The organism is Streptomyces sp. NPDC058646 (assembly GCF_042716875.1).
Lineage (GTDB): Bacteria > Actinomycetota > Actinomycetes > Streptomycetales > Streptomycetaceae > Streptomyces.
In genome coordinates this window covers 55333-74910 of the sequence record NZ_JBHXRK010000021.1, presented here as the reverse complement: position 1 = coordinate 74910, position 19578 = coordinate 55333, and the positions used below count along the sequence as shown (strand labels likewise).

Genomic DNA, 19578 nt, shown 5'->3' with positions numbered 1-19578 from the left:
CCTCCTGCTTCGCTCGATGAACCTCCCCCCGTCATCCACCATAGAGCAATTCGAATATCCGTGCGAAACACCAGTTCGACTGCTCTTGGCTCGCAGGTCATCCATTCGGCCCGTCCCTGCTGCGGCTCCCCGCCCCCGCGCCGAGCGTGGGGGCATGACCCAGCCCACCCAGAGCAACGACGCAGGTCCGTCCGGCGGGTTCCTCGCCGAGATCAAGGACGCCGTGACCACCCGGGCCGCGCTGCTGGTCCTGGGGGTGCTGGCGCTCCAGCTCGCCTTCATCACCTCGTACGTCGGCGCGTTCCACCACCCCCGGCCCAGCGAGATCCCGGTCGCCGTGGCCGCACCCACCCCCCGGGCCGCCGAGGAGTACGCACGGCAGCTCGGCGCCCTGGAGGGCAGGCCGCTCGACCCGCGCGCGGTCGAGGACGAGGGCACGGCGCGCGCCCAGGTCAGGAACCGGGAGGTGGACGGCGCCCTGATCGTCGACCCGGCCGGGCGGACCGACCGGCTGCTGGTCGCGGGCGGCGCGGGGGCCTCGCTCGCCCAGGCCATCGAGGAGGTCGTCCTCAAGGTCGGGGAGAGCCAGGGCCGCTCCGTCCGGGTCACCGACGTGGCCCCGGTCGCCGCGGGCGACGCGCGCGGCCTCAGTTCCTTCTACCTGGTCGTGGGCTGGTGCGTGGGCGGCTACCTGTGCGCCGCGATCCTCGCGATCAGCGCCGGCGCCCGGCCCGCGAACGCCGCCCGGGCGGTCATCCGGCTCGGCGCGCTGCTCGTGTACGCCCTGGCCGCGGGGCTGCTCGGCGCGGTCATCGCGGGCCCGGTCCTGGACGCCCTGCCCGGATCCCTCGTGGCCCTGTGGGGGCTGGGCGCCCTGGTCGTCTTCGCGGTCGGTGCGATCACCCTGGCCTTCCAGGGGCTGGCGGGCGTGGTCGGCATCGGCCTCGCGATCCTGCTGGTGGTGGTGTTCGGCAACCCGAGTGCGGGCGGCGCCTACCCCTACCCGCTGCTGCCGCCGTTCTGGAGCACCATCGGCCCGGCCCTGCCGCCGGGCGCCGGTACGTACGCCGCGCGCTCCATCGCGTACTTCAGGGGCAACGGCGCGGGCGGACCCGTGCTGGTGCTGGCCTGCTGGGCGGTACTGGGCTCCGCGGTCACCCTGCTCTGCGCGCGGTCCCGCAAGGGACGGGCCGGGGCCGCCGTGGGCAGCGGGCTCCCCGACGACGCGCCCTCCGTCCCGCGGTTCGCCGCCACCGGCGGCCCCGAGGAGACGGACGCCCGGTGAACGACCCCGTCCTCCGCAACCGTCAGGGGCCGGCCGAACAGGCCGGCCCCTCGGGCGGACGGAACCCGGCGCCCGGGCCCGGCCGGGCGCGCCCGGGCTCACCGGCTTCAGCGTGGTCACCCTCACCCGTGGGCCGCTTCCTCGCCCCCGAGGAACACCCCGAGACATGACCTCCCCGTGATCACGACCCGGGCGGTCGAGAACTACCGCTCCCTGCGCGGACTGGTCGTCCCGCTGGCCCGGCTCACCGTCGTCACGGGCGCGAACGGGACCGGGAAGTCCAGCCTCCACCGCGCTGCGCCTGCTCGCCGGCTCCGCCCGGGGCGGGGCGGGCCGTCGCCGCGCCGGCCCGGGAGGGCGGGCTGCCGTCCACCCTGTGGGCGGGCCCGGAGAAGCTCGCCCGGGCCGTCCGCGAGGGGACCCAGCCGCTCCGGGGACGGTCCGCACCGAGCCGGTCAGCCTGCGGCTGGGCTTCGCGGGCGGAGGGTTCGGGTACGCGGTGGACTTCGGCCACCCGGCGCCCGTCCCGGGCTCCCTCTTCGCCCGCGGATCGGCACCCGTACGCCGGTGCTCGCCTCCGACGGCTCAGACCTGCCCGCGGCGCTCCAGGCGATCCGGGAGACCGGCGACCACGCCGCGCTGGACGCCGCCGTCGACGCGGCCTTCCCCGGGACCCGGGTCTCGGTCACCGACCTCGACGGCCGGTTCGGGCTGGAACTCCACCAGCACGGCCTGCTGCGGCCACCGGGCGCGGCCGAACTCTCCGACGGCACCCTGCGCCACCTGCTGTGGACGGCGGCCCTGCTGGCCCCGCGCCCGCCCGCCCTGATGGTCCTCAACGAGCCGGAGACCAGCCTCCACCCGGACCTGCTGGCCCCCTCGCCGACCTGGTCCTCATGGCGAGCCGGGACACCCGGACGGTGGTGGTCACCCACGCCTCCCCCTTGGCCGAGGCCCTGGCCGCGGGTGCCCGGCGCCACCGGGTGCACCTGCGGACGGTGGAGCTGGTCAAGGAGTACGGCCGCACGGAGGTCGCAGACCGCGAGGGCCCCCTGGACGAGCCGCTCTGGTACTGGCCCCAGCGCTGAACCGGGGCCCGCACCCGCCCTGGCTCAGGCGCAGTCGGCCGGGTCCGGGACGGCCAGGAGACGGTGACCCCCCGGACAAGCGCTGCCCCTGCGGGGAACGGCCCCGCCCTACGAGCGGAATCCCCGCGTCAGCAGCCGGCCCGGTGGACCACCTCGCCCGCGACCACCACCGTCTCCGCGACCGTGCCCGGGATCTGCTCCGCCGGGACGGCGAGGATGTCGCGGGACAGGACCACGAAGTCGGCGGCCTTGCCCACGGTGAGCGAACCCCGGTCCGCCTCCAGGAAGTTGGCGTGGGCCGAGCCCATCGTGTAGCCGTGCACGGCCGTCTCCACGTCCACCGTCTCGGCCGGCTGCCACGCGGGGCCCCCGCCGGACAGCCGGCGGCGCGTGACCGCCGTGTAGATGCCGACCATGGGGTCCATCTCGGCCACGTTCCAGTCGCTGGAGAAGGCCAGTACGGCCCCGGCCTCGTGCAGGCTCCGCATGGGCCAGGCCTTGTGCCAGCGGTCCTCGCCGACGTTCTCGGCCCAGTCCTGGCCGGGACCGGCGATCTCAGGCGCGCAGTGCCTCGGCTGCATGCAGGCGACCACGCCCAGCTCCCGGAAGCGCGGGACGTCCGCCGGGTCCAGGCACTCCACGTGGACGACCTGGTGGCGGGCGTCGCGGGGGCCGTTGACCGCCCGGGCGTGCTCCACGGCGTCCAGGACGGTCCGGATGCCGCGGTCGCCGGTGGCGTGCACGAAGCACTGGAAGCCCCGCGCGTCGAGCCCCGCGAGCAGTTCCGCGAACTCCTCGGCCGGGTAGAACGTCTCGCCCCGGTGGTGGCCGCAGCCCGCGTACGGCTCCAGCAGCGCGGCCGTACGCGGCTCCACCACGTCGTCGATGTAGAGCTTGAGCGGTCCCACCCGCAGCCGGTCCCCCGCGTACCGGCGGGCGGCCGCGGCGAAGGCGTCCAGCTCCGCCTCCGTGGTGCCCCGCGGGTGGAACAGCGCGGCGACGATCCGCGAGCGCAGCCGCCCCTCCGCACGGGCCCGCTCGAAGAGCTCCAGGTCGTCGAGGGAGTTCTGCGGCTCCACCACCGTGGTGATGCCGAAGCCGATCGCGTCGTCGAGGCTCTTGGCGAGCCGCCCGTACTGCCGGTCCGGCGAGGCCCACGGCACGCCCAGGTCGCGCAGGGCGCGGTGGCCGTCGCGCGAGAGCCCCTTGACGGCGAAGTCCTTGACGAACCCGGTGGGCTCGCCGGTCTCCGGGTCCGTCGCGGCGGTGCCGAAGGGGAGGTCGGTGCGGTCCCGGGTGACGCCGAGGCGACGCATGGCCGCCGTGTTCAGCCAGGCCGTGTGGACGTCGTACGAGAGCACGATCGCGGGGGTGCCCCCGGTGACGGGGTCCAGGTCGGCCGCGGTCGGCATCCGGCCGCCGGGGATGGCCGAGTAGTCGAAGGCCTCGGCCTCGATCCACTCGGCGTCCGGGTGCTCCACGTGCCAGGCCCGGATCGCCCCGTGGATGCCTTCCAGGGTGCGTACCCCGGCGAGCTGCACGCAGGCCCCGTCGGAGCCGAGCCGGACGTGGTTGTGCGCGTCGATGAAGCCGGGCAGCACCAGCTTCCCGCCCGCGTCGATCCGCTCGGTGTCCGGTCCGGACCAGGCCGCGGCCCCGGCGGCCGGGCCGACCCAGACGATGCGGCCGTCGTGCACGGCGAGGGCCTCGGCCTCCGGCAGGTCCGGGTCCACGGTGTGGATGCGGGCTCCGGTGAGCAGCAGGTCGGCGGGGAAGGGCTGTGCAGTGCCAGGCATGGGGTGGTGCTCCTGTGCAGAGGGGTGGGGTGCGGGGGGGGGAGGTCAGGCGGCCGCGGCGTACGCGGGGACGCGCCGCGCCAGGGCCCAGTAGGCGAGCCCCGAGACGACCGCGCCGAGCAGGGTGAGGTCGGCGCCGCCGAGCGGGGCCACCAGAGGCCCGGTCCACAGGGCGGAGTCGCAGGTCAGGGCGGCGAAGACCATGCCGACGAGGAGGGCGGCCAGGCCGGCCGGGTGGTAGCCGGCCCGGTACCAGTAGGCGCCCGCGCGGCCGGCGTGCAGCGCGTCGGCGTCGTAGCGGCAGCGGCGCAGCAGCATGTCGGCGAGGAAGACGCCGCCCCAGGGGGCGAACACGATGATCAGCAGGGAGAGGAAGGAGAGCAGCGAGGTGGTGAAGTCGGTGAGGAAGAGGGCGGCCAGCGAGCCCGCGGCGGTGACGGCGGCGCTGATCACGATGGCGCGGGCGCGGCTCCAGGGGATGCCGAGGACCTGGAGGTTCAGGCTGGAGGAGTAGAGGGTGATGATCGAGTTGGTGACGGAGCCGCCGAGCACGAGGGCCAGGAACAGCGGCTGGAACCAGCCGGGCAGCAGGCTCCCGGCCCCGGCGACGGCGTCGGTCATGTCGGTCTGGGTGGCGGCGGCGACGCCCGCGACGCCGAGGGCCACGGAGGAGAGGAATCCGCCCAGCGCGCCGCTCCAGGTGATCGACTTGAGCGTGGTGGTGCGGGGCAGGTAGCGCGTGTAGTCGGCGGGCATCGGCAGGTACGAGAACGGTCCGGCGAGCATGACCACGAAGGCGAGGCTCCAGCCGGACAGCCCGGGGGCGGCGGCCGGGGCGGCGGTGTCGGCGCCGGGCAGGACGAAGACGAGCAGGACGCCGAAGCCGGCGGCGAGGACGTAGGCCATCCAGCGCTCGGCGAACTGCACAGTGGCGTGTCCCCACAGGGCGACGGCGAAGGTCAGCGCGAGGGTGACGGCGAGCGACAGGGCGCGTACCGCGGTCCCGCTGCCGAGGCCGACGCCGGCGAGGAAGACCTCCAGGGCGAGCGTCCCGACCACGGTGTTGACGATGGTGTAGCCGATGCTCACCACCCAGTTCAGGACGCCTGCCGGAAGGTTTCCGCGGACCCCGAAGGCGGCGCGCGAGATGACCAGGGTGGCGGTACCGGTGCGGATGCCGCTGAGGCCGGCGGCGCTGACGGCGAAGAAGGACAGCCCGCTGATCACGACCACGGCGGTGGCCTGCCAGAAGGAGAGCCCGAAGGCCACGGCGAGGGCCCCGTTGATCACGTAGGTGAAGGTGAGGTTGGAGCCGAACCAGAGCCAGAAGAGGTCCTTGGCGCTGCCGTGGCGCTCGGCGTCGGGGATGGGGTCGATGCCGTGGGTCTCGACCCGGAACACCTCGTCGGCGTCGACGGTCTCCTGCTGTCTCAGCTGCTGTCCCATGGCGGGCCCCTGACCTTGGCTGCGAACCTTGAATGACGTTCTAAGTTCTTGAATGGCATTCAAGATGCGCGCTGGACCGCGGCCCGTCAAGACCCTGTCCGGGATAAGGTCGGGCCAGGAAGATCAGGAGGGTGGGGCCGGTGGCGGGAACGGCGCGGCGGCGCGACGGGCAGATCGCCCAGGAGCGGATGCTGGAGGAGGCCATGGCGGCGATCGCCGAGGACGGGCTGGCCTCGCTCACGATGTCCGCGCTCGCCGAGCGCCTCGGCACCAGCGGCGGCCACATCCTGTACTACTTCGGCAGCAAGGACCGGCTCCTGCTGGAGGCCCTGCGCTGGAGCGAGGCCCGACTGAGCGCCGAGCGGGCGGAACTGATGGGCCGTCGGGTCACCGCGCAGCGCAAGCTGGCGCTCTTCGTCGAGCTGTACCTGCCGCACGGCCCCCGCGACCCCCGCTGGACCCTGTGGATCGAACTGTGGGCCCGTACGGCCTCCAACGAACCGCTGCGCGCCGCCCAGCAGGAGATCGACGCCGGCTGGCAGCGCGACCTGGAGGCCCTGCTGGTCAAGGGCGTGGACCAGGGCCGCTTCGCCGCGATGGACGTGCCCGGCCGGGCCTCCGAGCTGCTCGCCCTGCTGGACGGCCTGAGCACCCGCGTGGTGCTGGGCCAGCGCGGCGCGGACCGGTCCGCCGCCCTGGAACGGGCCCGCTCGGCCGCCGCGGCCCTCGTCCCCCACCTCTGACCGGCAGGACGGGAGCCCGCCCGGGGCCCGGGGTCCCGGGCGGGCTCCGGGGTCCCGGCCGGAGGCCGGGGTCGGGGGTCAGGGGCGGTGGCCGGGCACCGGGCGGAAGTCAGGGTCGGGGTGGGGGTCGGGCGCCGGAGGTCGGACGTCAGCCCTCCTCGGCAGCGGCCTCCCCGGCCGGGACGCCCTCCGCGGTGCCGCAGTGCGCCGGGTGGACGAGCGGACCTTCCTCGGCGCCCCGGCCGGCCCAGGCCGTGAACGCCCACGCCGACCAGTGCGCCCCCGCCCACTGGCGGATGCCGATGACCGACGACATGCGGCGGCTCTTGCGCCAGTTCCTGACGATGCGGCCCGCCCGCTCCTGATCGGGCGGCTCGAACCGGTCCAGCACCGTGAGCGCCGCCTGGACCAGCCCGTCCGCCCTCTCGTCGGCCCGCACGACAGGAACTCCTTCATTTCGACCCGGACCGAACCGGCGACCCGCCTTTTCCCGACGGCTCGACCTGCCACCTCAATTCGACATCCAAAAGCGGAAGCTGCCGCGCCGAAAAGGCCCTTTCCGGGGAGGACGAAGTACCGTTCACCCTCCCCCACCCTCCTCGACTCCCCGGCCATACCCATGGTGACCTGCATGAACAGGGAAGGGCCAAAGACCCCTGAGAGCTTGTGAATGTCTTCACAATAATTTGCGCGAAGTGCGCCCTACCGCGCTCCTCCCCCAGCGCGCACAATCACCGTGACGACCCACTTCGACTGCGAGGGAGGGAACGCGTGCGCAATCAGGTGCGCGCCGCGGACGGACGCGCTCTGACGGTGGAGCGCTGGGGCGATCCGGACGGCAAACCGGTCTTCCTGCTCCACGGCATGCCGGGCAGCCGCCTGGGCCCGGCCCCCCGGGGCATGGTCCTCTACCAGCGCCGGATGCAGCTCATCGCCTACGACCGGCCCGGATACGGCGGCTCGGACCGCCATCCGGGCCGCAGCGTCGCCGACGTGGCCGAGGACGTGGCCGCCATCGCCGACGCCCTCGGTCTGGAGACCTTCGCGGTGGCCGGCCGGTCCGGCGGCGCCCCCGGCGCCCTGGCCTGCGCCGCCCTGCTCCCGGACCGGGTCACCCGGACCGCGGCGATGGTGGGCCTGGCCCCCCGGGACGCCGAGGACCTGGACTGGTTCGCCGGCATGGCCGCCTCCAACGTGCGGGAGTACACCGCCGCCTCCGACGACCCGGAGGGCCTGGAGGCCCGGCTGATCCCGCGCGCCGCCGGCATCCGCAAGGACCCCGGCCGGCTCCTGGACGAGCTGCGCCGGGAGCTGACCGCCAACGACCGCCTGATCGTCTCCGACGCCGGTCTGCGGTCGATGCTGCTGCGCAACTACAGCGAGGGGCTGCGCCATTCGGCGTACGGCTGGATCGACGACGTCCTGACCTTCAGCCGCCCCTGGGGTTTCGACCCGGCCGACATCCGCTGCCCCGTGCTGATCTGGCACGGCGAGCTCGACGTGTTCTCCCCCGTGGGCCACTCCCGCTGGCTGGCCCGCCGCATCCCGGGTGCCACCACCACCATCGACCCGGCCGCCGCCCACTTCGCCGCCCTGCGCGCCCTGCCCGACGTACTGACCTGGCTGCTCCGTGACCTGCCCGCACCCCCGCTCACCGAACAGCAGCCGGCCTAGCCGCGGCCTGCGAGCGGGCCGGACACGCCCGACGGGGCCGGACAATGAAATGGATCTTGCCGTCCGGCAAACGGCCGAATCCATCATCTCTGGAAATCCCCCAGGCTTTGCCTAGAACGCTTGACCAGGCGTCATGTCTCAGTTGCCAATGGGGTGTGGCCGAGTAAAGTCCACGCTTGACAGCAGCGCACCGTTGTTGTCATTCACATGCCCATTCCACATGGCCCCCTCAAGGACGGTGTCGTGAACACTTCCGCAGCCCCCGCGACCAGCACGGTCAAGGCCCGCCGGACCCCGCTCGCCCAGATCGACGTCCACAGCGCCTCCGCGGCGGCCAAGCTCGGCCGCGTGCTGCCGGCAGAATCCAGCCGTCCGGTTCAGTCACCGATCTTCAACTCTGCGCTCTGACACCGAAGTACGCGCTCTAGACTGGTGGAATGACCGGCCTGATCGCTTTTCGTGAGATCGTCCTGAAAGTCCACAGCAGATGCGATCTTGCGTGTGATCATTGCTATGTCTACGAACATGCAGATCAGAGCTGGCGAGCCCGGCCGAAAGTGATCTCCCCCGAGGTCATTTCCCGCACCGCGTCGCGGCTCGCCGAACATGCCCGTGACCATGCCCTCCCCTCTGTCACGGTGATTCTTCACGGAGGGGAACCCCTGCTGGCGGGCACCTCCCGGCTCCGGACGGTGTGCGAGGAGTTCAGCCGCGCCCTCGCCGGGACCGCCACCCTCGACCTGCGGATCCACACCAACGGCCTGCAGCTGAGCCCCCGTCACCTGGACCTCTTCGACGAGTTCGGCGTCCGGGTCGGCATCTCCCTCGACGGGGACCGCGCGGCCAACGACCGCCACCGCCGCTTCGCGGACGGCCGTACGAGCCACCCCCTGGTCCTGGCCGCCGTGGCCCTGCTCCGCTCCGCGCCCTACCGCCACCTCTACCAGGGCCTGCTGTGCACCGTGGACGTGGCCAACGACCCCGTCGCCGTCCTGGACGCGCTCGTCGAACTGGAGCCGCCCCTGGTGGACTTCCTCCTCCCCCACGCCACCTGGGAGACGCCCCCGGTCCGGCCCGACGGCGCCCCCGACGCGTACGCGCGCTGGCTGCTGCGGGTCTACGACCACTGGGAGCGCCGGGAGCGGCCCGTGCCCGTACGGCTCTTCGAGTCCCTGCACTCCACCCTGCGCGGAGGGCCCAGCCTCACCGAGTCCCTGGGCCTCGCCCCCACGGACCTGGTCGTCGTGGAGACCGACGGGACCCTGGAGCAGGTGGACTCGCTCAAGAGCGCCTTCGACGGAGCCGCGGCCACCGGCTTCAACGTCTTCGACCACGCCTTGGACGAGGTCGCGGCCCATCCGGGGGTACGGGCCCGGCAGCTGGGCCTGGCCGGGGTCAGCGACCCGTGCCGCCGGTGCCCCGTCGTACGTTCGTGCGGGGGCGGGCTCTACACCCACCGCTACCGGGCCGCGAACGGCTTCGACAACCCCTCCGTGTACTGCGCCGACCTGCGCGAGCTCGTGGACGGGGTCGAGGGCCGGGCCGGGCTCCGCGAGACCGCCCCGGAACTCTCCGACCCGGCCGAACTCGCCCGCAGTCAGGAGGAGCTGACGCGGGTGCTGCTGGCCCGGCTCCACGAGGACCTCGCCGGGGAGCCCGCGTGGGCCCGGGCCTGGGAGCTGCTGGGCGAGGTGGAGCGGGCCGGCCGGGCCGGGGAGGCCGCGCTGGACGCCGTACTGGGCCACCCCTTCACCCGGACCTGGGTGCTGGCCGCCCTGGACGGCGTACGGGTGGGGCCGCGGGCCGGCGGCACCGGGGGCCCGGACGCGGCGCGCCGGCTGACCGCGCTGGCCGCCGCCGCCGTCCTGCGGGGCCGGCTGGAGCTGCCGGCCGAGGTGGCCTACCGGGACGGCCAGGTGTACCTGCCGACGCTGGGCCTGCTGCGGCTCGGGGAGCCGGGCACGGACGGCCGGGCCGCGCTCCGCGCCACCGGTGACGGGTACGCCGTCCGGGACGGCCGGACCGAGCACCGCTTCGGGCCCGCTGCGGGGGACGCCCGCTGGCAGCCCGTACGGAGCTGGTCGCCCGGGCCGGGCGCGCCCCCGGTGGCCCTGGAGGACCTCGACCCGGACCGCAGCTGCTTCGCCCGGCCGCCCCGGCTGCGGCTGGGCGCCGGCGAGGCCGGGGAGTGGCGGGCCAGGCTGGACGGGGCCTGGGCCCTGCTGCACGGGGCGGTGCCGGAGTTCGCCCGGGCGGCAGCCGCCGGGCTGACCACGCTGACCCCGCTCGCGGGCGGACCCCGGGCCGGCAGCTGGGGCGAGGCCGGGAGGCACGGCCCTGGCGCACTGGGGGTGCCGTACGCGGCGGGGGTGCCCGAGACCGCGCTGGCCCTGCTGACCGGGGGGCGGCGGGCCCGGCTGCGGGCACTGACCGAGGTGGCCGACCTGTACGCCCTCGACGGCGAGTGGCAGCACCCGTCGCCGTGGCGGCAGCGCCCGGTTCCCGTGTCGCGGCTGCTGGCCGACGTGTACGAACGGGTGGCGGTGGAGGCGTACCGGCGGGCCACGGGCACCCCGGGGCCGTCCGGGTCGGAACCGATCCACCAGGCCCTGGACCGGCTCTCGGGGGCGGCCGAGCTGACGAGCACCGGCAAGCGCCTGGTGGCGGAGCTGCGCTGGGAGCTGAAGGCGGTCGACGCGTGACGCCCCCCGCCCCGCCGGGCCCCCGTCCGGTACCGCCCCGCCGCGGGCCGGGTGCCCTCGCGCTGGCCGTGCACCTGCGGCTGCTCGGTGTGCGTCCCGGCATGCGCCTCATGGTGCACGCCTCGCTGGCGGGCACCGGCCTGGCCCCCGCGAGCGTGCGCGACGCCCTGACGGGCGTGCTCGGCCCGGGCGGCACCCTGGTGGTCCCGGCCTTCACCCCGGAGAACTCCCGGAGCTCCCGCGCCCATCTGGAGCGGATCGCCGGCCTGGACGCGTCCGGGGCGGCGGCCTTCCGCGACCGGATGCCGCCCTTCGACCCGGCGAGCACCCCCAGTCAGGGCATGGGTGCCCTCGCCGAGGCCGTCCGTACCGCCCCCGGCGCCGCGCGCAGCGCCCATCCGCAGACTTCTTTCGCGGCCCTCGGCAAGGACGCCGAGCGGCTCTGCTCGGGGCACCGCGTCGAAAGCCATCTCGGCGAGGAGACGCCCCTGGGAAAGCTGTGCTGGGAGGGGGGCCAGGTACTCATGATCAATGTGGGTTTCTCGGTCTGCACCGCTTTCCATCTCGCGGAGTATCGAATTCCGAAGCCCCCCTTGCGCATGTACGAGTGTGTGGTGAAGGTGAACCTTCCGGAGGGGCGGCAAGGACGCCGCCAGGAGGGGGAGTGGACCGCATACGAGGACGTCGCGCTGGACGACAGCGATTTCGCGGAGATCGGCCGGACGTTCCCGGATTCGCGGGTGCGCAGGGGGCGGGTGGGAGGGGCAGCGGCCATGCTCTTCTCGATTCCGGATGCCGTCGATCACGCCGTGGAATGGATGACCGAAAACAGACGCTGATTGACTGAACGATGAGGGGATGCGGCGAAGCAGCTCCGGAATGATGTTTCTTCGCTCGCATCTTCGGGACGGGGGTCGTGTGCCCGCATCAGGGGAGCCGTACTTTTTTCTCAGTTACGCACATACACCGAGGTTCGGGCCCGGGGGACCCGATCCGGACATGTGGGTCGAGCGTCTCTTCCGCGATCTCTGCGGTCACGTCATGGCGCTCACGGACCTGCGCGCCGGGTACGACGTCGGGTTCATGGACCGGGAGATACGCAGCGGTGAGGGCTGGTCCGAACGGCTCGCGCGGGCACTCGCCAACTGCCGGGTGTTCGTCCCCCTGTTCTCGCCGCGGTACTTCGCCAGCGAGATGTGCGGCAAGGAGTGGTTCGCCTTCGCGCAGCGCGCCGTCCAGCACGGCGCGGTCAACAACAAGCAGGCCGAGGCCATCGTGCCCGCGCTGTGGGTGCCGGTGCCGCCGGAGCAGCTCCCCGGCCCCGCCGAACGGCTTCAGTTCAACCACAACACCTTCGGGGAGCGCTACGTCACCGACGGCCTGTACGGGCTGATCAAGCTGCGCGGTTACGCCGAGCAGTACGAGCAGGCCGTGTACGAGCTCGCCCGACGCATCGTCCAGGTCGCCGCGACCGCCCACCTCGAACCCATCCGTCCGCTGGACTACCGGAACGTGCCGAGCGCCTTCGGCACCAGCGGCAGTCCCGCCCGCACCCTGCACGTGACCGTGGCCGCCGCCTCCCGGCACGACCTGCCCGAGGGCCGCAGCCCCGAGTACTACGGGGACACCGCACTGGAGTGGAACCCGTATCATCCGGACGCCCAGCGGCCCATCGCCTACGTGGCCGAGGACCTGGTCAAGAACCTCAACTACCAGACCACCATGTCCTCCTTCGACGACGAGGCCGGGCACGTCGACCCCAAGCAGCTGCCGACCCGGCCGGAGATCCTGATCGTGGACCGCTGGGCGGTGGAGGACGAGGAGCGGCGCCGGCGTCTGGCCGCCTTCGACAAGGACCCCAGACCGTGGATCCACGTGGTCGTGCCGTGGAACCGCTACGACCATCAGAGCCGGTCGAAGGAGGGCGAGCTGGCCGACCGGCTGGAGGACACCATGCCGAAGACCATGGGCCAGGGCCGGGCCGCCTGCCGGGCCGCCGCCAACGGGGTGGCCAACGTGGAGACGCTCGGCCAGATACTGCCGCAGGTGGTCGAGGCCGCCGCACAGCAGTTCCTCAGACACGCCCACCCGAACCCGCCGAAGGGCGACGCCTCCATCAAACGGCCCCGGCTGCTCGGGCCGATGGGGATGAACGGGCCGCCCGGGCCGCCACCGCCCCGCGTCCCCTTCCCGCCCGACACGGACCGGGAACGGGCCGGCTTCGAGGAGACCGGCCTCCAGGACGGCGGCCTCCAAGGCGCGGGCCTTCACGACGACGACAACGACACCGACCGGGGGGACGCGGATGACAACAAGTCGTGACAGTGACAGCCGTGACGGACGCATCGTCACCTTCTATTCGTACAAGGGCGGTACCGGCCGCACCATGGCCCTGGCCAACACCGCCTGGATCCTCGCCGCCAACGGCAAGCGGGTCCTCGCCGTGGACTGGGACCTGGAGGCGCCGGGCCTGCACCGCTTCTTCCACCCCTTCCTGGACCCCTCCACCCTCGGGGCCACCACCGGGGTCATCGACCTGATCAGCGAGTACGCCTGGGCCGCGACCAGCCCGGTGCAGCGCGCCGACGACTGGCACAAGGACTACGCGCGGATACAGCCGCACGCCGTCTCGCTCACCCCGGAGACCCTCGGCTGGGAGTTCCCGGACGGCGGCACCCTCGACTTCGTCTCGGCGGGCCGGCAGAACCGCGAGTACTCCGCGACCGTCTCCACCTTCGACTGGGACAACTTCTACGACCGGCTCGGCGGCGGGCTCTTCTTCGACGCCTTACGCGCGGACATGAAGCAGAACTACGACTACGTCCTGATCGACAGCCGCACCGGCCTGTCCGACATCGCCGACATCTGCACCGTGCACCTGCCCGACGTCCTCGTCGACTGCTTCACCCTCTCCGACCAGTCCATCGACGGCGCCGCCTCGGTCGCCCGGCAGATCGACGAGCGGTTCAACGACCGCGGCATCAAGATCTACCCGGTCCCGATGCGGATCGACGAGGGCGAGAAGGAGAAGGCCGACGCCGGCCGGGCGCTGGCCCGGATCAAGTTCGACCGCTTCCCGGGCGGCCTGGTCGGAGACGAACTCACCTCCTACTGGGGCGCGGTGGAGATCCCGTACCGTCCCTACTACGCCTACGAGGAGACCCTGGCCACCTTCGGGGACGAGGCCGGGCTCACCAACTCGCTGCTCTCCGCCTTCGAACGGCTCACGACCGTGGTCACCGAGGGCGAGATCACCTCCATGCCGGTGATCGGCGAGGAGGTCCGGCTGCGCATCCGGGACGCCTTCACCCGGCGCCGCCCGGCGCTGCCCGCCGACCTGTTCCTCTCCTACGTCGCCGAGAACCGGATGTGGGCCGACTGGATCGAGTCGGTCCTCACCCGGGCCGGCTTCCGGGTCGTCCCCAAGGACGTCTCCTCCGAGCAGACCCCGCCGGACTCCGCGGGGGACACCCTCGGCGGCGCGGGCATCAGCGTGGACACCGCCGCCCGCACCGTGGTGCTGCTGTCCAGCGCCTACCTCAAGTCCGCGCGGGCCGTGGACGTGTGGAACCGGGCGGCTGCCGAGGACCCGACCGGCGGCCGGCGCCAGCTGGTGCCGCTGAGGGTGGGCGACGTCCGGCTGGCCACCCCCTACATCGACCGCAACCCGGTGGACCTGTTCCGGCTCGACGAGGTGCACGCCACCACCGCCCTGCTGCGTGCGGTGGAGCGGCCGATGGCCCTGCCCGACAGCGTCAGCAGTGCCTCCCAGCCAGGGCCCCGCTTCCCGGGGACCGTCCCGAAGATCTGGAACGCGCCGCCCCGCAACCCCGGGTTCACCGGGCGCAGCATCGTGCTGGAGCGGATGCGCGACCAGCTCGGCGGCGGCATGGCCGTGGTGCTGCCCCAGCCGCAGACGCTGTACGGCCTCGGCGGCGTCGGCAAGACCCAGGTGGCGCTGGAGTACGTGCACCGGTTCATGGCCGACTACGACCTGGTGTGGTGGATCTCCTCGGAGCAGACCGACGACGTGGTCGCGGCCCTCGCGGAGCTGGCCGTACGGCTGGGCGCGCAGACCGGTGAGGACATGTCGGCGGCCTCGCAGGAGGCGATCGACCTGCTGCGGCGGGGGGTTCCTTCGTCGCGGTGGCTGCTGGTCTTCGACAACGCCGACGATCCGGAGGCCCTCAAGCGGTTCTTCCCGCCGGGTGGACCGGGCCACGTGCTGGTGACCTCCCGCAACCAGTCCTGGTCCCAGTACGGTGACGCGCTGCCGGTGGACGTGTTCCTGCGGGAGGAGTCGATCGAGCACCTCCAGCGCCGGGCCCCCGGACTGGACAAGGAGGATGCCGAGCAGGTGGCCGTCGCGGTGGGCGACCTGCCGCTGGCGGTGGAGCAGGCGGGCGCCTGGATCGCGGAGACCGCGACGCCCGTGTCCGCGTACATCGAGCAGCTGGCGCAGCAGGCCGCGCGGGTGCTGGCGCTGAACCAGCCGCCCGGCTACCCGCAGCCGGTGGCCGCCACCTGGAACGTGTCCATAGAACGGCTGCAGTCCCGCTCCCCCGCTGCCGTGCGGCTGCTGCAGCTGTGCGCCTTCTTCGCGCCCGAGCCGATCTCGGCGAACCTCCTGTACAGCAAGGAGATGATCGACGCGCTCAAGCCGTACGACTCCTCGCTGCAGGAGAAGCTGGTGCTGGGCCGGGTGATCCGGGAGATCGGCCGCTTCGCGCTGGCCAAGGTCGACCAGGTCAGCAACAGCATCCAGGTCCACCGCCTGGTGCAGGCGGTGATCCGGGCGCAGCTGTCGGAGGAGGAGCAGAGCCAGGCCCGGCACGCCGTGCACCGGATCCTGGCGGGTGCCAGGCCGGACGACGACGAGCCGATAGACAACCCGGAGACCTGGCCGCGGTTCAACACGATCTGGCCGCACCTGAGTCCGTCCGAGGCCCGGTACTGCAAGGAGCCGGAGACGCGCCGGCTCCTGATCGACCGGGTCCGCTACCTGTGGAAGCGCGGTGACTTCAAGGCCGCGTACGCGCTGGGCGAGGAGCTGCGCGCGGTCTGGAAGGAGACCCTGGGCGACCACGACCTGCAGTACCTGTACCTGCGGTTCCACCTCTCCAACATCCTGCGTTCGCAGGGCCGGTTCGTGGAGGCGATGGAGCTGGACGAGGGCACCCTGGAGCGGCAGCGCAACGCGCTCGGGCCCTCGCACCCGCACACGTACATGACGACGAGCGGTCTGGCGATGGACCTCGGCGCGCTCGGCCGCTACGGCGAGGCGATGGAGCTGGCCACGGCCGCGCACGAGGGCTTCGGGCAGATCTTCCACGAGGCGCATCCGCGCACCCTGGCCGCGGCGAACAACCTGGCGCTGAACCTGCGCATGATCGGCCAGTACGCGCGGGCCCGGGAGATCGACCAGGAGGTCTTCGACCGGCGTACGGAGGTCCTCGGCCCGGACCACCCGTACACCCTGTCCTCGGCGCAGAACCTCGCCCGCGACCTGCGCGAGGTGGGCCGGTACGACGACTCGGTGCAGCTGCTGAGCCGGGCGTACGAGACCTACAAGCGGCAGCTGGGCCGGGCCTTTCCGGGCACGCTGTCGGCGGCGAAGAACCTCGCGGTGTCGCTGCGGCGGGCCGGTGACCTGGAGGACGCACTGCGGCTGACGACGGCGACCCGCAACCGCTACCGGGCCAAGTACACCTCGGTCAATCCGGACCTGCTGGCGTGCGAGCTGAACCTGGCGGCGGACCTGTTCGCGACGGGGGACCCGGCGGCGGCGCGGGACCTGGCGCAGGAGGTGGTGGACGAGTACATGAAGGTCCCGGGCGAGCGGCACCCGTACACCCTGGCCGCGCTGAACAACCTGGCGGTCTTCCACTGGGGCACGGGGGCGGCCGACACGGCGGATCCGATGCTGCGGCAGGTGATCCTGCTGATGCGGGACGTGCTGGGCGACAACCATCCGCACACGATCTTCGCGCACCTCAACCTGGCCAACGCCCGGGCCGACCTGGGCGATCCGGAAGGGGCGCTGGAGCTGGAGCGGGTCGCCGTCCGGCGGCTGCGCGAGGCCTTGGGGGCGCACCACCCCGAGACCCTGGCCAGTTCGTCCAACATGGCGGTCAGCCTGGACATGATGGGCCGCAAGGAGGACGCGGCCCGGGTGCGGGCCGAGGCGGTGTCCGAGCTGACCCGGCTGCTCGGTGAGGACCACGGGCTGACCCGCTACGCCCGCGACGAGCGGCGGGTCCATCGTGACCTGGAGCCCCTCGCCGTGTGATCCGACGGCGGACGGCGGGCCCGGCCACAGCGGGGTCCCGCCGCCCGTCACCCGACAGCAGGGGGCGCCGTGACCGACAGCATGACCTTTCGCAACGAGGACCTGCCGGCCCTCTTCCACCACACCGACCAGGCGGCGGTCTCCCGGCAGCGGGAGTCCACCCAGGCCACGCGCGCGCAGCTGGTGCTGCTGGTCGCGGCCGCGGCGGCCGCCGCGCTGCCGTCGGGGCCGCAGCTGGGCCCGCTGCGGCTGTTCGGGCTGTTCAGCGTGCTCGCGTACACCGGGGTCCTGGGGGTGGGCGTACGGGCGACGCGGCGCCGGGCCCGCCCGCAGTGGCAGCTGAACCGCAGTGCGGCGGAGTTCATCAAGTCGCTGGCCTGGCGGTACGCCGTCCACGGCGCGCCCTTCGGCAGCGATGCGGACGGGGTGGAGTCGACGTACCGCACGCGTTTGGAGGCGGGGCTGGACGAGCTGCGCAAGATGGGCTGGGAGGATCCGCGGGCCGCCGGGCAGGTGCCGCAGGGCGGGGAGATCACCGGGGCGATGCAGCGGCTGCGCGGGCTGGACTACCAGGTGCGGCGGGAGACGTACGTCCGGGACCGGCTGATCGAGCAGCGCAACTGGTACCGGCGGCGGACGGAGGTGTCCCGGCGGGCGACCACCGTGTGGTCGTGGACGATCGTGCTGCTGACCTGTCTGGCCCTGCTGTTCGCCCTGTTCGGGACGTTCGGCTCGGGTCCGGGGGCGGGGCTGCCGGGTCTGCTGAGCGCGGCGGCCGCGGCCGGCATCGCCTGGAACGAGGTGCGCCGCCACCATCCGCTGATCGAGGCGCACACGCTGATCGAGCAGGACCTGGCCGCCATGATGGTGGTGATGCAGACGACGATCACCGAGGCGCAGTGGCCGTCGGCGGTCTACGAGACGGAGCGGTACGTGTCACCGCAGCACACGGACTGGCTGGCCCGGCACAGCAGTTGACGGCACCTCAGGGCCGAAGTGCGGTGCGGGTGCGTGGTCCGGGTGCGGTGGTTCAGTCCCGGGTCACGCCCTCGCGCCAGATGACGGTGACCGGTTTCCCGAGCGCCCGGGCGTAGGCGACGATCTCGGCGGTGCCGCCGTGTCCGCGGGCGGGCCGGCCGTCCCAGACGGCGACGAGGCGGTCGCAGGAGTCGGCGATGTAGGTGCCGGCGGCGTAGTAGGCCTCGTCCGTCGAGCGGGCGAAGTCCATCCGGACCTCCTGGGCGGCCCGGAGCCTGAGCCCCCGGTAGCGGGCCAGGGCCTCGGCGTCCTCGAAGCCGTCCTCGTAGTCCCCGCTGGGGATCACCACGGTGAGGTCGGCGCCGTACTCCAGCGCGATGACGGCGAACAGCTGGTCCGCCCCCTCGGCGAGGCTGGAGAAGGCCTCCAGGGGCCCCTGGTGGCCGCCCAGGACGGCCCGCAGGGAGTCCTCCACATGGCCGAGCACCTCGCCCGGGATGACCCGGTGCCCGGTCACGCCGATCCGCTTCATCCGGAAACCTGCCTCCCCCGTGGACACGGTCACCCTGGACATCCTCCCAGAAGGCGGGAGGACGTCCAGGGGTACGGCGGGGGCGCGTGGGTCACGGTCAGTAGACGCTGACCCCGTACGCGTTGAGCGCTTCGACGACGGGCTGGAAGAAGGTGGTGCCGCCCGAGGAGCAGTTGCCGCTGCCGCCGGAGGTGAGGCCGACCGCGCGGGTGCCGGAGTAGAGCGGGCCTCCGCTGTCGCCGGGCTCGGCGCAGACGTTGGTGCGGATCATGCCGTAGACGACGTCGCCGCCGCCGTAGTTGACGGTGGCGTTGAGGCCGGTGACCCGGCCGCTGTGGGTTCCGGTGGTGGAGCCGCGGCGGGTCACGGACATGTTGACCGTCGCGTTCACGGCGCTGGTGATGTCCTGGCCGCCGACGGTGCCCGGTGGGACCGGGGTGTTGCTGGCGTACTTGATCAGGCCGTAGTCGTTGGTCGGGAAGCTGGATCCGGTGGTGGAGCCGAGCACGGTGGTGCGGGCGGAGTTGGTCCACCAGGTGCCGGCGCCCTCGGTGCAGTGCCCGGCGGTCAGCGCGTAGTAGTTGCTGCCGCTGCGCACGTTGAAGCCGAGCGAGCAGCGCCAGCTGTTCGCGTAGATGGCGTCACCACCGGAGGCCAGCTTGGTGAGCTTGCCCGGGATGCGCTCGATGCGCAGCGCTCCGGCATCGGCTCCGGCCTCGCGCTTGATTCTCGCGATGCCGGCGGCGGAGACGGTGGAGTCGGCGGAGACCACGAGGGTCCCGTTGGCGGGGTCGGTGTGCCAGGCGGTACCGGCGACGTCGGCGCGCAGGACGGACGCTCCGGCCGAGGCGAGGCGGTCGGCACTGATCGCCGTGTCCTCGCCGTCCCGGCTCGTGTCCGCGCTCGCCGCGGTGGGCGCGGCAAGTGCTGCGACGGCGGCCAGGCCGGTGGCCGCCGCGAGCAGCCTGGTACGGGTGATGCGCTTGATCCTCACTTCTCATCCTCCTGGAGAGGGTCTGGGGCCCGGCGGACGTGGGGGTGCCGC

At 73.1% G+C, this 19578-nt stretch carries 15 protein-coding genes and 1 pseudogene; 11 read left to right on the top strand and 5 right to left on the bottom strand.

Annotated elements, in window-relative coordinates:
* The first annotated feature begins 154 nt into the window (after nt 1-154).
* The 3 genes and pseudogenes from ACFWUZ_RS24670 (at nt 155) to ACFWUZ_RS24660 (ending at nt 2373) form a co-directional block, all read left to right on the top strand.
* Nucleotides 155-1285 carry a DUF3533 domain-containing protein gene (locus ACFWUZ_RS24670; protein ID WP_384376770.1) on the top strand — a complete coding sequence of 377 codons (1131 nt, stop codon included), beginning with the start codon at nt 155-157 and terminating at the stop codon, nt 1283-1285.
* A 177-nt stretch (nt 1286-1462) separates the two neighbouring features.
* Nucleotides 1463-2101, top strand: a pseudogene (locus ACFWUZ_RS24665) (AAA family ATPase); the annotation flags it as partial.
* Between the two features lie 80 nt (nt 2102-2181).
* Complete coding sequence (locus ACFWUZ_RS24660) at nt 2182-2373, top strand: hypothetical protein (RefSeq protein WP_384377004.1); 192 nt, start codon at nt 2182-2184, stop codon at nt 2371-2373.
* 128 nt (nt 2374-2501) lie between these two features.
* Here ACFWUZ_RS24660 and ACFWUZ_RS24655 read toward each other — a convergent pair whose 3' ends face one another.
* Nucleotides 2502-4169 carry an amidohydrolase gene (locus tag ACFWUZ_RS24655; protein WP_384376767.1) on the bottom strand — a complete coding sequence of 556 codons (1668 nt, stop codon included), beginning with the start codon at nt 4167-4169 and terminating at the stop codon, nt 2502-2504.
* A gap of 45 nt (nt 4170-4214) precedes the next feature.
* Nucleotides 4215-5615: a purine-cytosine permease family protein gene (locus ACFWUZ_RS24650; protein WP_384376764.1), complete on the bottom strand. Its 1401-nt coding sequence runs from the start codon at nt 5613-5615 to the stop codon at nt 4215-4217.
* Between the two features lie 140 nt (nt 5616-5755).
* Between ACFWUZ_RS24650 and ACFWUZ_RS24645 the strand changes: the two genes are divergently transcribed.
* Nucleotides 5756-6358, top strand: a complete 603-nt coding sequence (locus ACFWUZ_RS24645; protein WP_384376761.1) for a TetR/AcrR family transcriptional regulator — start codon at nt 5756-5758, stop codon at nt 6356-6358.
* 148 nt (nt 6359-6506) lie between these two features.
* Here the strand turns inward: ACFWUZ_RS24645 and ACFWUZ_RS24640 are convergent, their stop codons facing one another.
* Entirely contained in the window at nt 6507-6797 is a 291-nt protein-coding gene (locus tag ACFWUZ_RS24640) for a hypothetical protein (protein ID WP_384376758.1), read from the bottom strand.
* Between the two features lie 332 nt (nt 6798-7129).
* Between ACFWUZ_RS24640 and ACFWUZ_RS24635 the strand changes: the two genes are divergently transcribed.
* The 7 genes from ACFWUZ_RS24635 to ACFWUZ_RS24605 all read left to right on the top strand — a co-directional run bounded on the left by ACFWUZ_RS24635 (nt 7130) and on the right by ACFWUZ_RS24605 (nt 18001).
* Entirely contained in the window at nt 7130-8032 is a 903-nt protein-coding gene (locus tag ACFWUZ_RS24635) for an alpha/beta fold hydrolase (protein WP_384376755.1), read from the top strand.
* Between the two features lie 243 nt (nt 8033-8275).
* Nucleotides 8276-8440 carry an FxSxx-COOH cyclophane-containing RiPP peptide gene (gene fxsA, locus ACFWUZ_RS24630; RefSeq protein ID WP_384376752.1) on the top strand — a complete coding sequence of 55 codons (165 nt, stop codon included), beginning with the start codon at nt 8276-8278 and terminating at the stop codon, nt 8438-8440.
* Between the two features lie 29 nt (nt 8441-8469).
* On the top strand, nt 8470-10734 hold the full coding sequence (gene fxsBH / locus ACFWUZ_RS24625) for a radical SAM/SPASM protein FxsBH, inactivated beta-hydroxylase extension form (protein ID WP_384376749.1): 2265 nt from the start codon (nt 8470-8472) through the stop codon (nt 10732-10734).
* Nucleotides 10731-11573 (top strand): aminoglycoside N(3)-acetyltransferase, encoded by an 843-nt coding sequence (locus ACFWUZ_RS24620; protein ID WP_384376746.1) that lies wholly within the window; start codon nt 10731-10733, stop codon nt 11571-11573. Before fxsBH ends, ACFWUZ_RS24620 begins: the two co-directional genes overlap by 4 nt.
* A gap of 43 nt (nt 11574-11616) precedes the next feature.
* Entirely contained in the window at nt 11617-13056 is a 1440-nt protein-coding gene (locus tag ACFWUZ_RS24615; protein ID WP_384376983.1) for a TIR-like protein FxsC, read from the top strand.
* Nucleotides 13040-17023 (top strand): FxSxx-COOH system tetratricopeptide repeat protein, encoded by a 3984-nt coding sequence (fxsT, locus tag ACFWUZ_RS24610; RefSeq protein WP_384376743.1) that lies wholly within the window; start codon nt 13040-13042, stop codon nt 17021-17023. The genes ACFWUZ_RS24615 and fxsT overlap by 17 nt, the downstream gene beginning before the upstream one ends.
* A gap of 81 nt (nt 17024-17104) precedes the next feature.
* Nucleotides 17105-18001: a DUF4231 domain-containing protein gene (locus ACFWUZ_RS24605; RefSeq protein WP_384376980.1), complete on the top strand. Its 897-nt coding sequence runs from the start codon at nt 17105-17107 to the stop codon at nt 17999-18001.
* Between the two features lie 52 nt (nt 18002-18053).
* Here the strand turns inward: ACFWUZ_RS24605 and ACFWUZ_RS24600 are convergent, their stop codons facing one another.
* The gene (locus ACFWUZ_RS24600) at nt 18054-18533 is read right to left on the bottom strand and encodes a hypothetical protein (RefSeq protein WP_384376977.1); all 480 of its coding nucleotides are present in this window, start codon (nt 18531-18533) and stop codon (nt 18054-18056) included.
* Between the two features lie 97 nt (nt 18534-18630).
* Nucleotides 18631-19527 carry a S1 family peptidase gene (locus ACFWUZ_RS24595; protein WP_384376740.1) on the bottom strand — a complete coding sequence of 299 codons (897 nt, stop codon included), beginning with the start codon at nt 19525-19527 and terminating at the stop codon, nt 18631-18633.
* Nucleotides 19528-19578 lie beyond the last annotated feature (51 nt).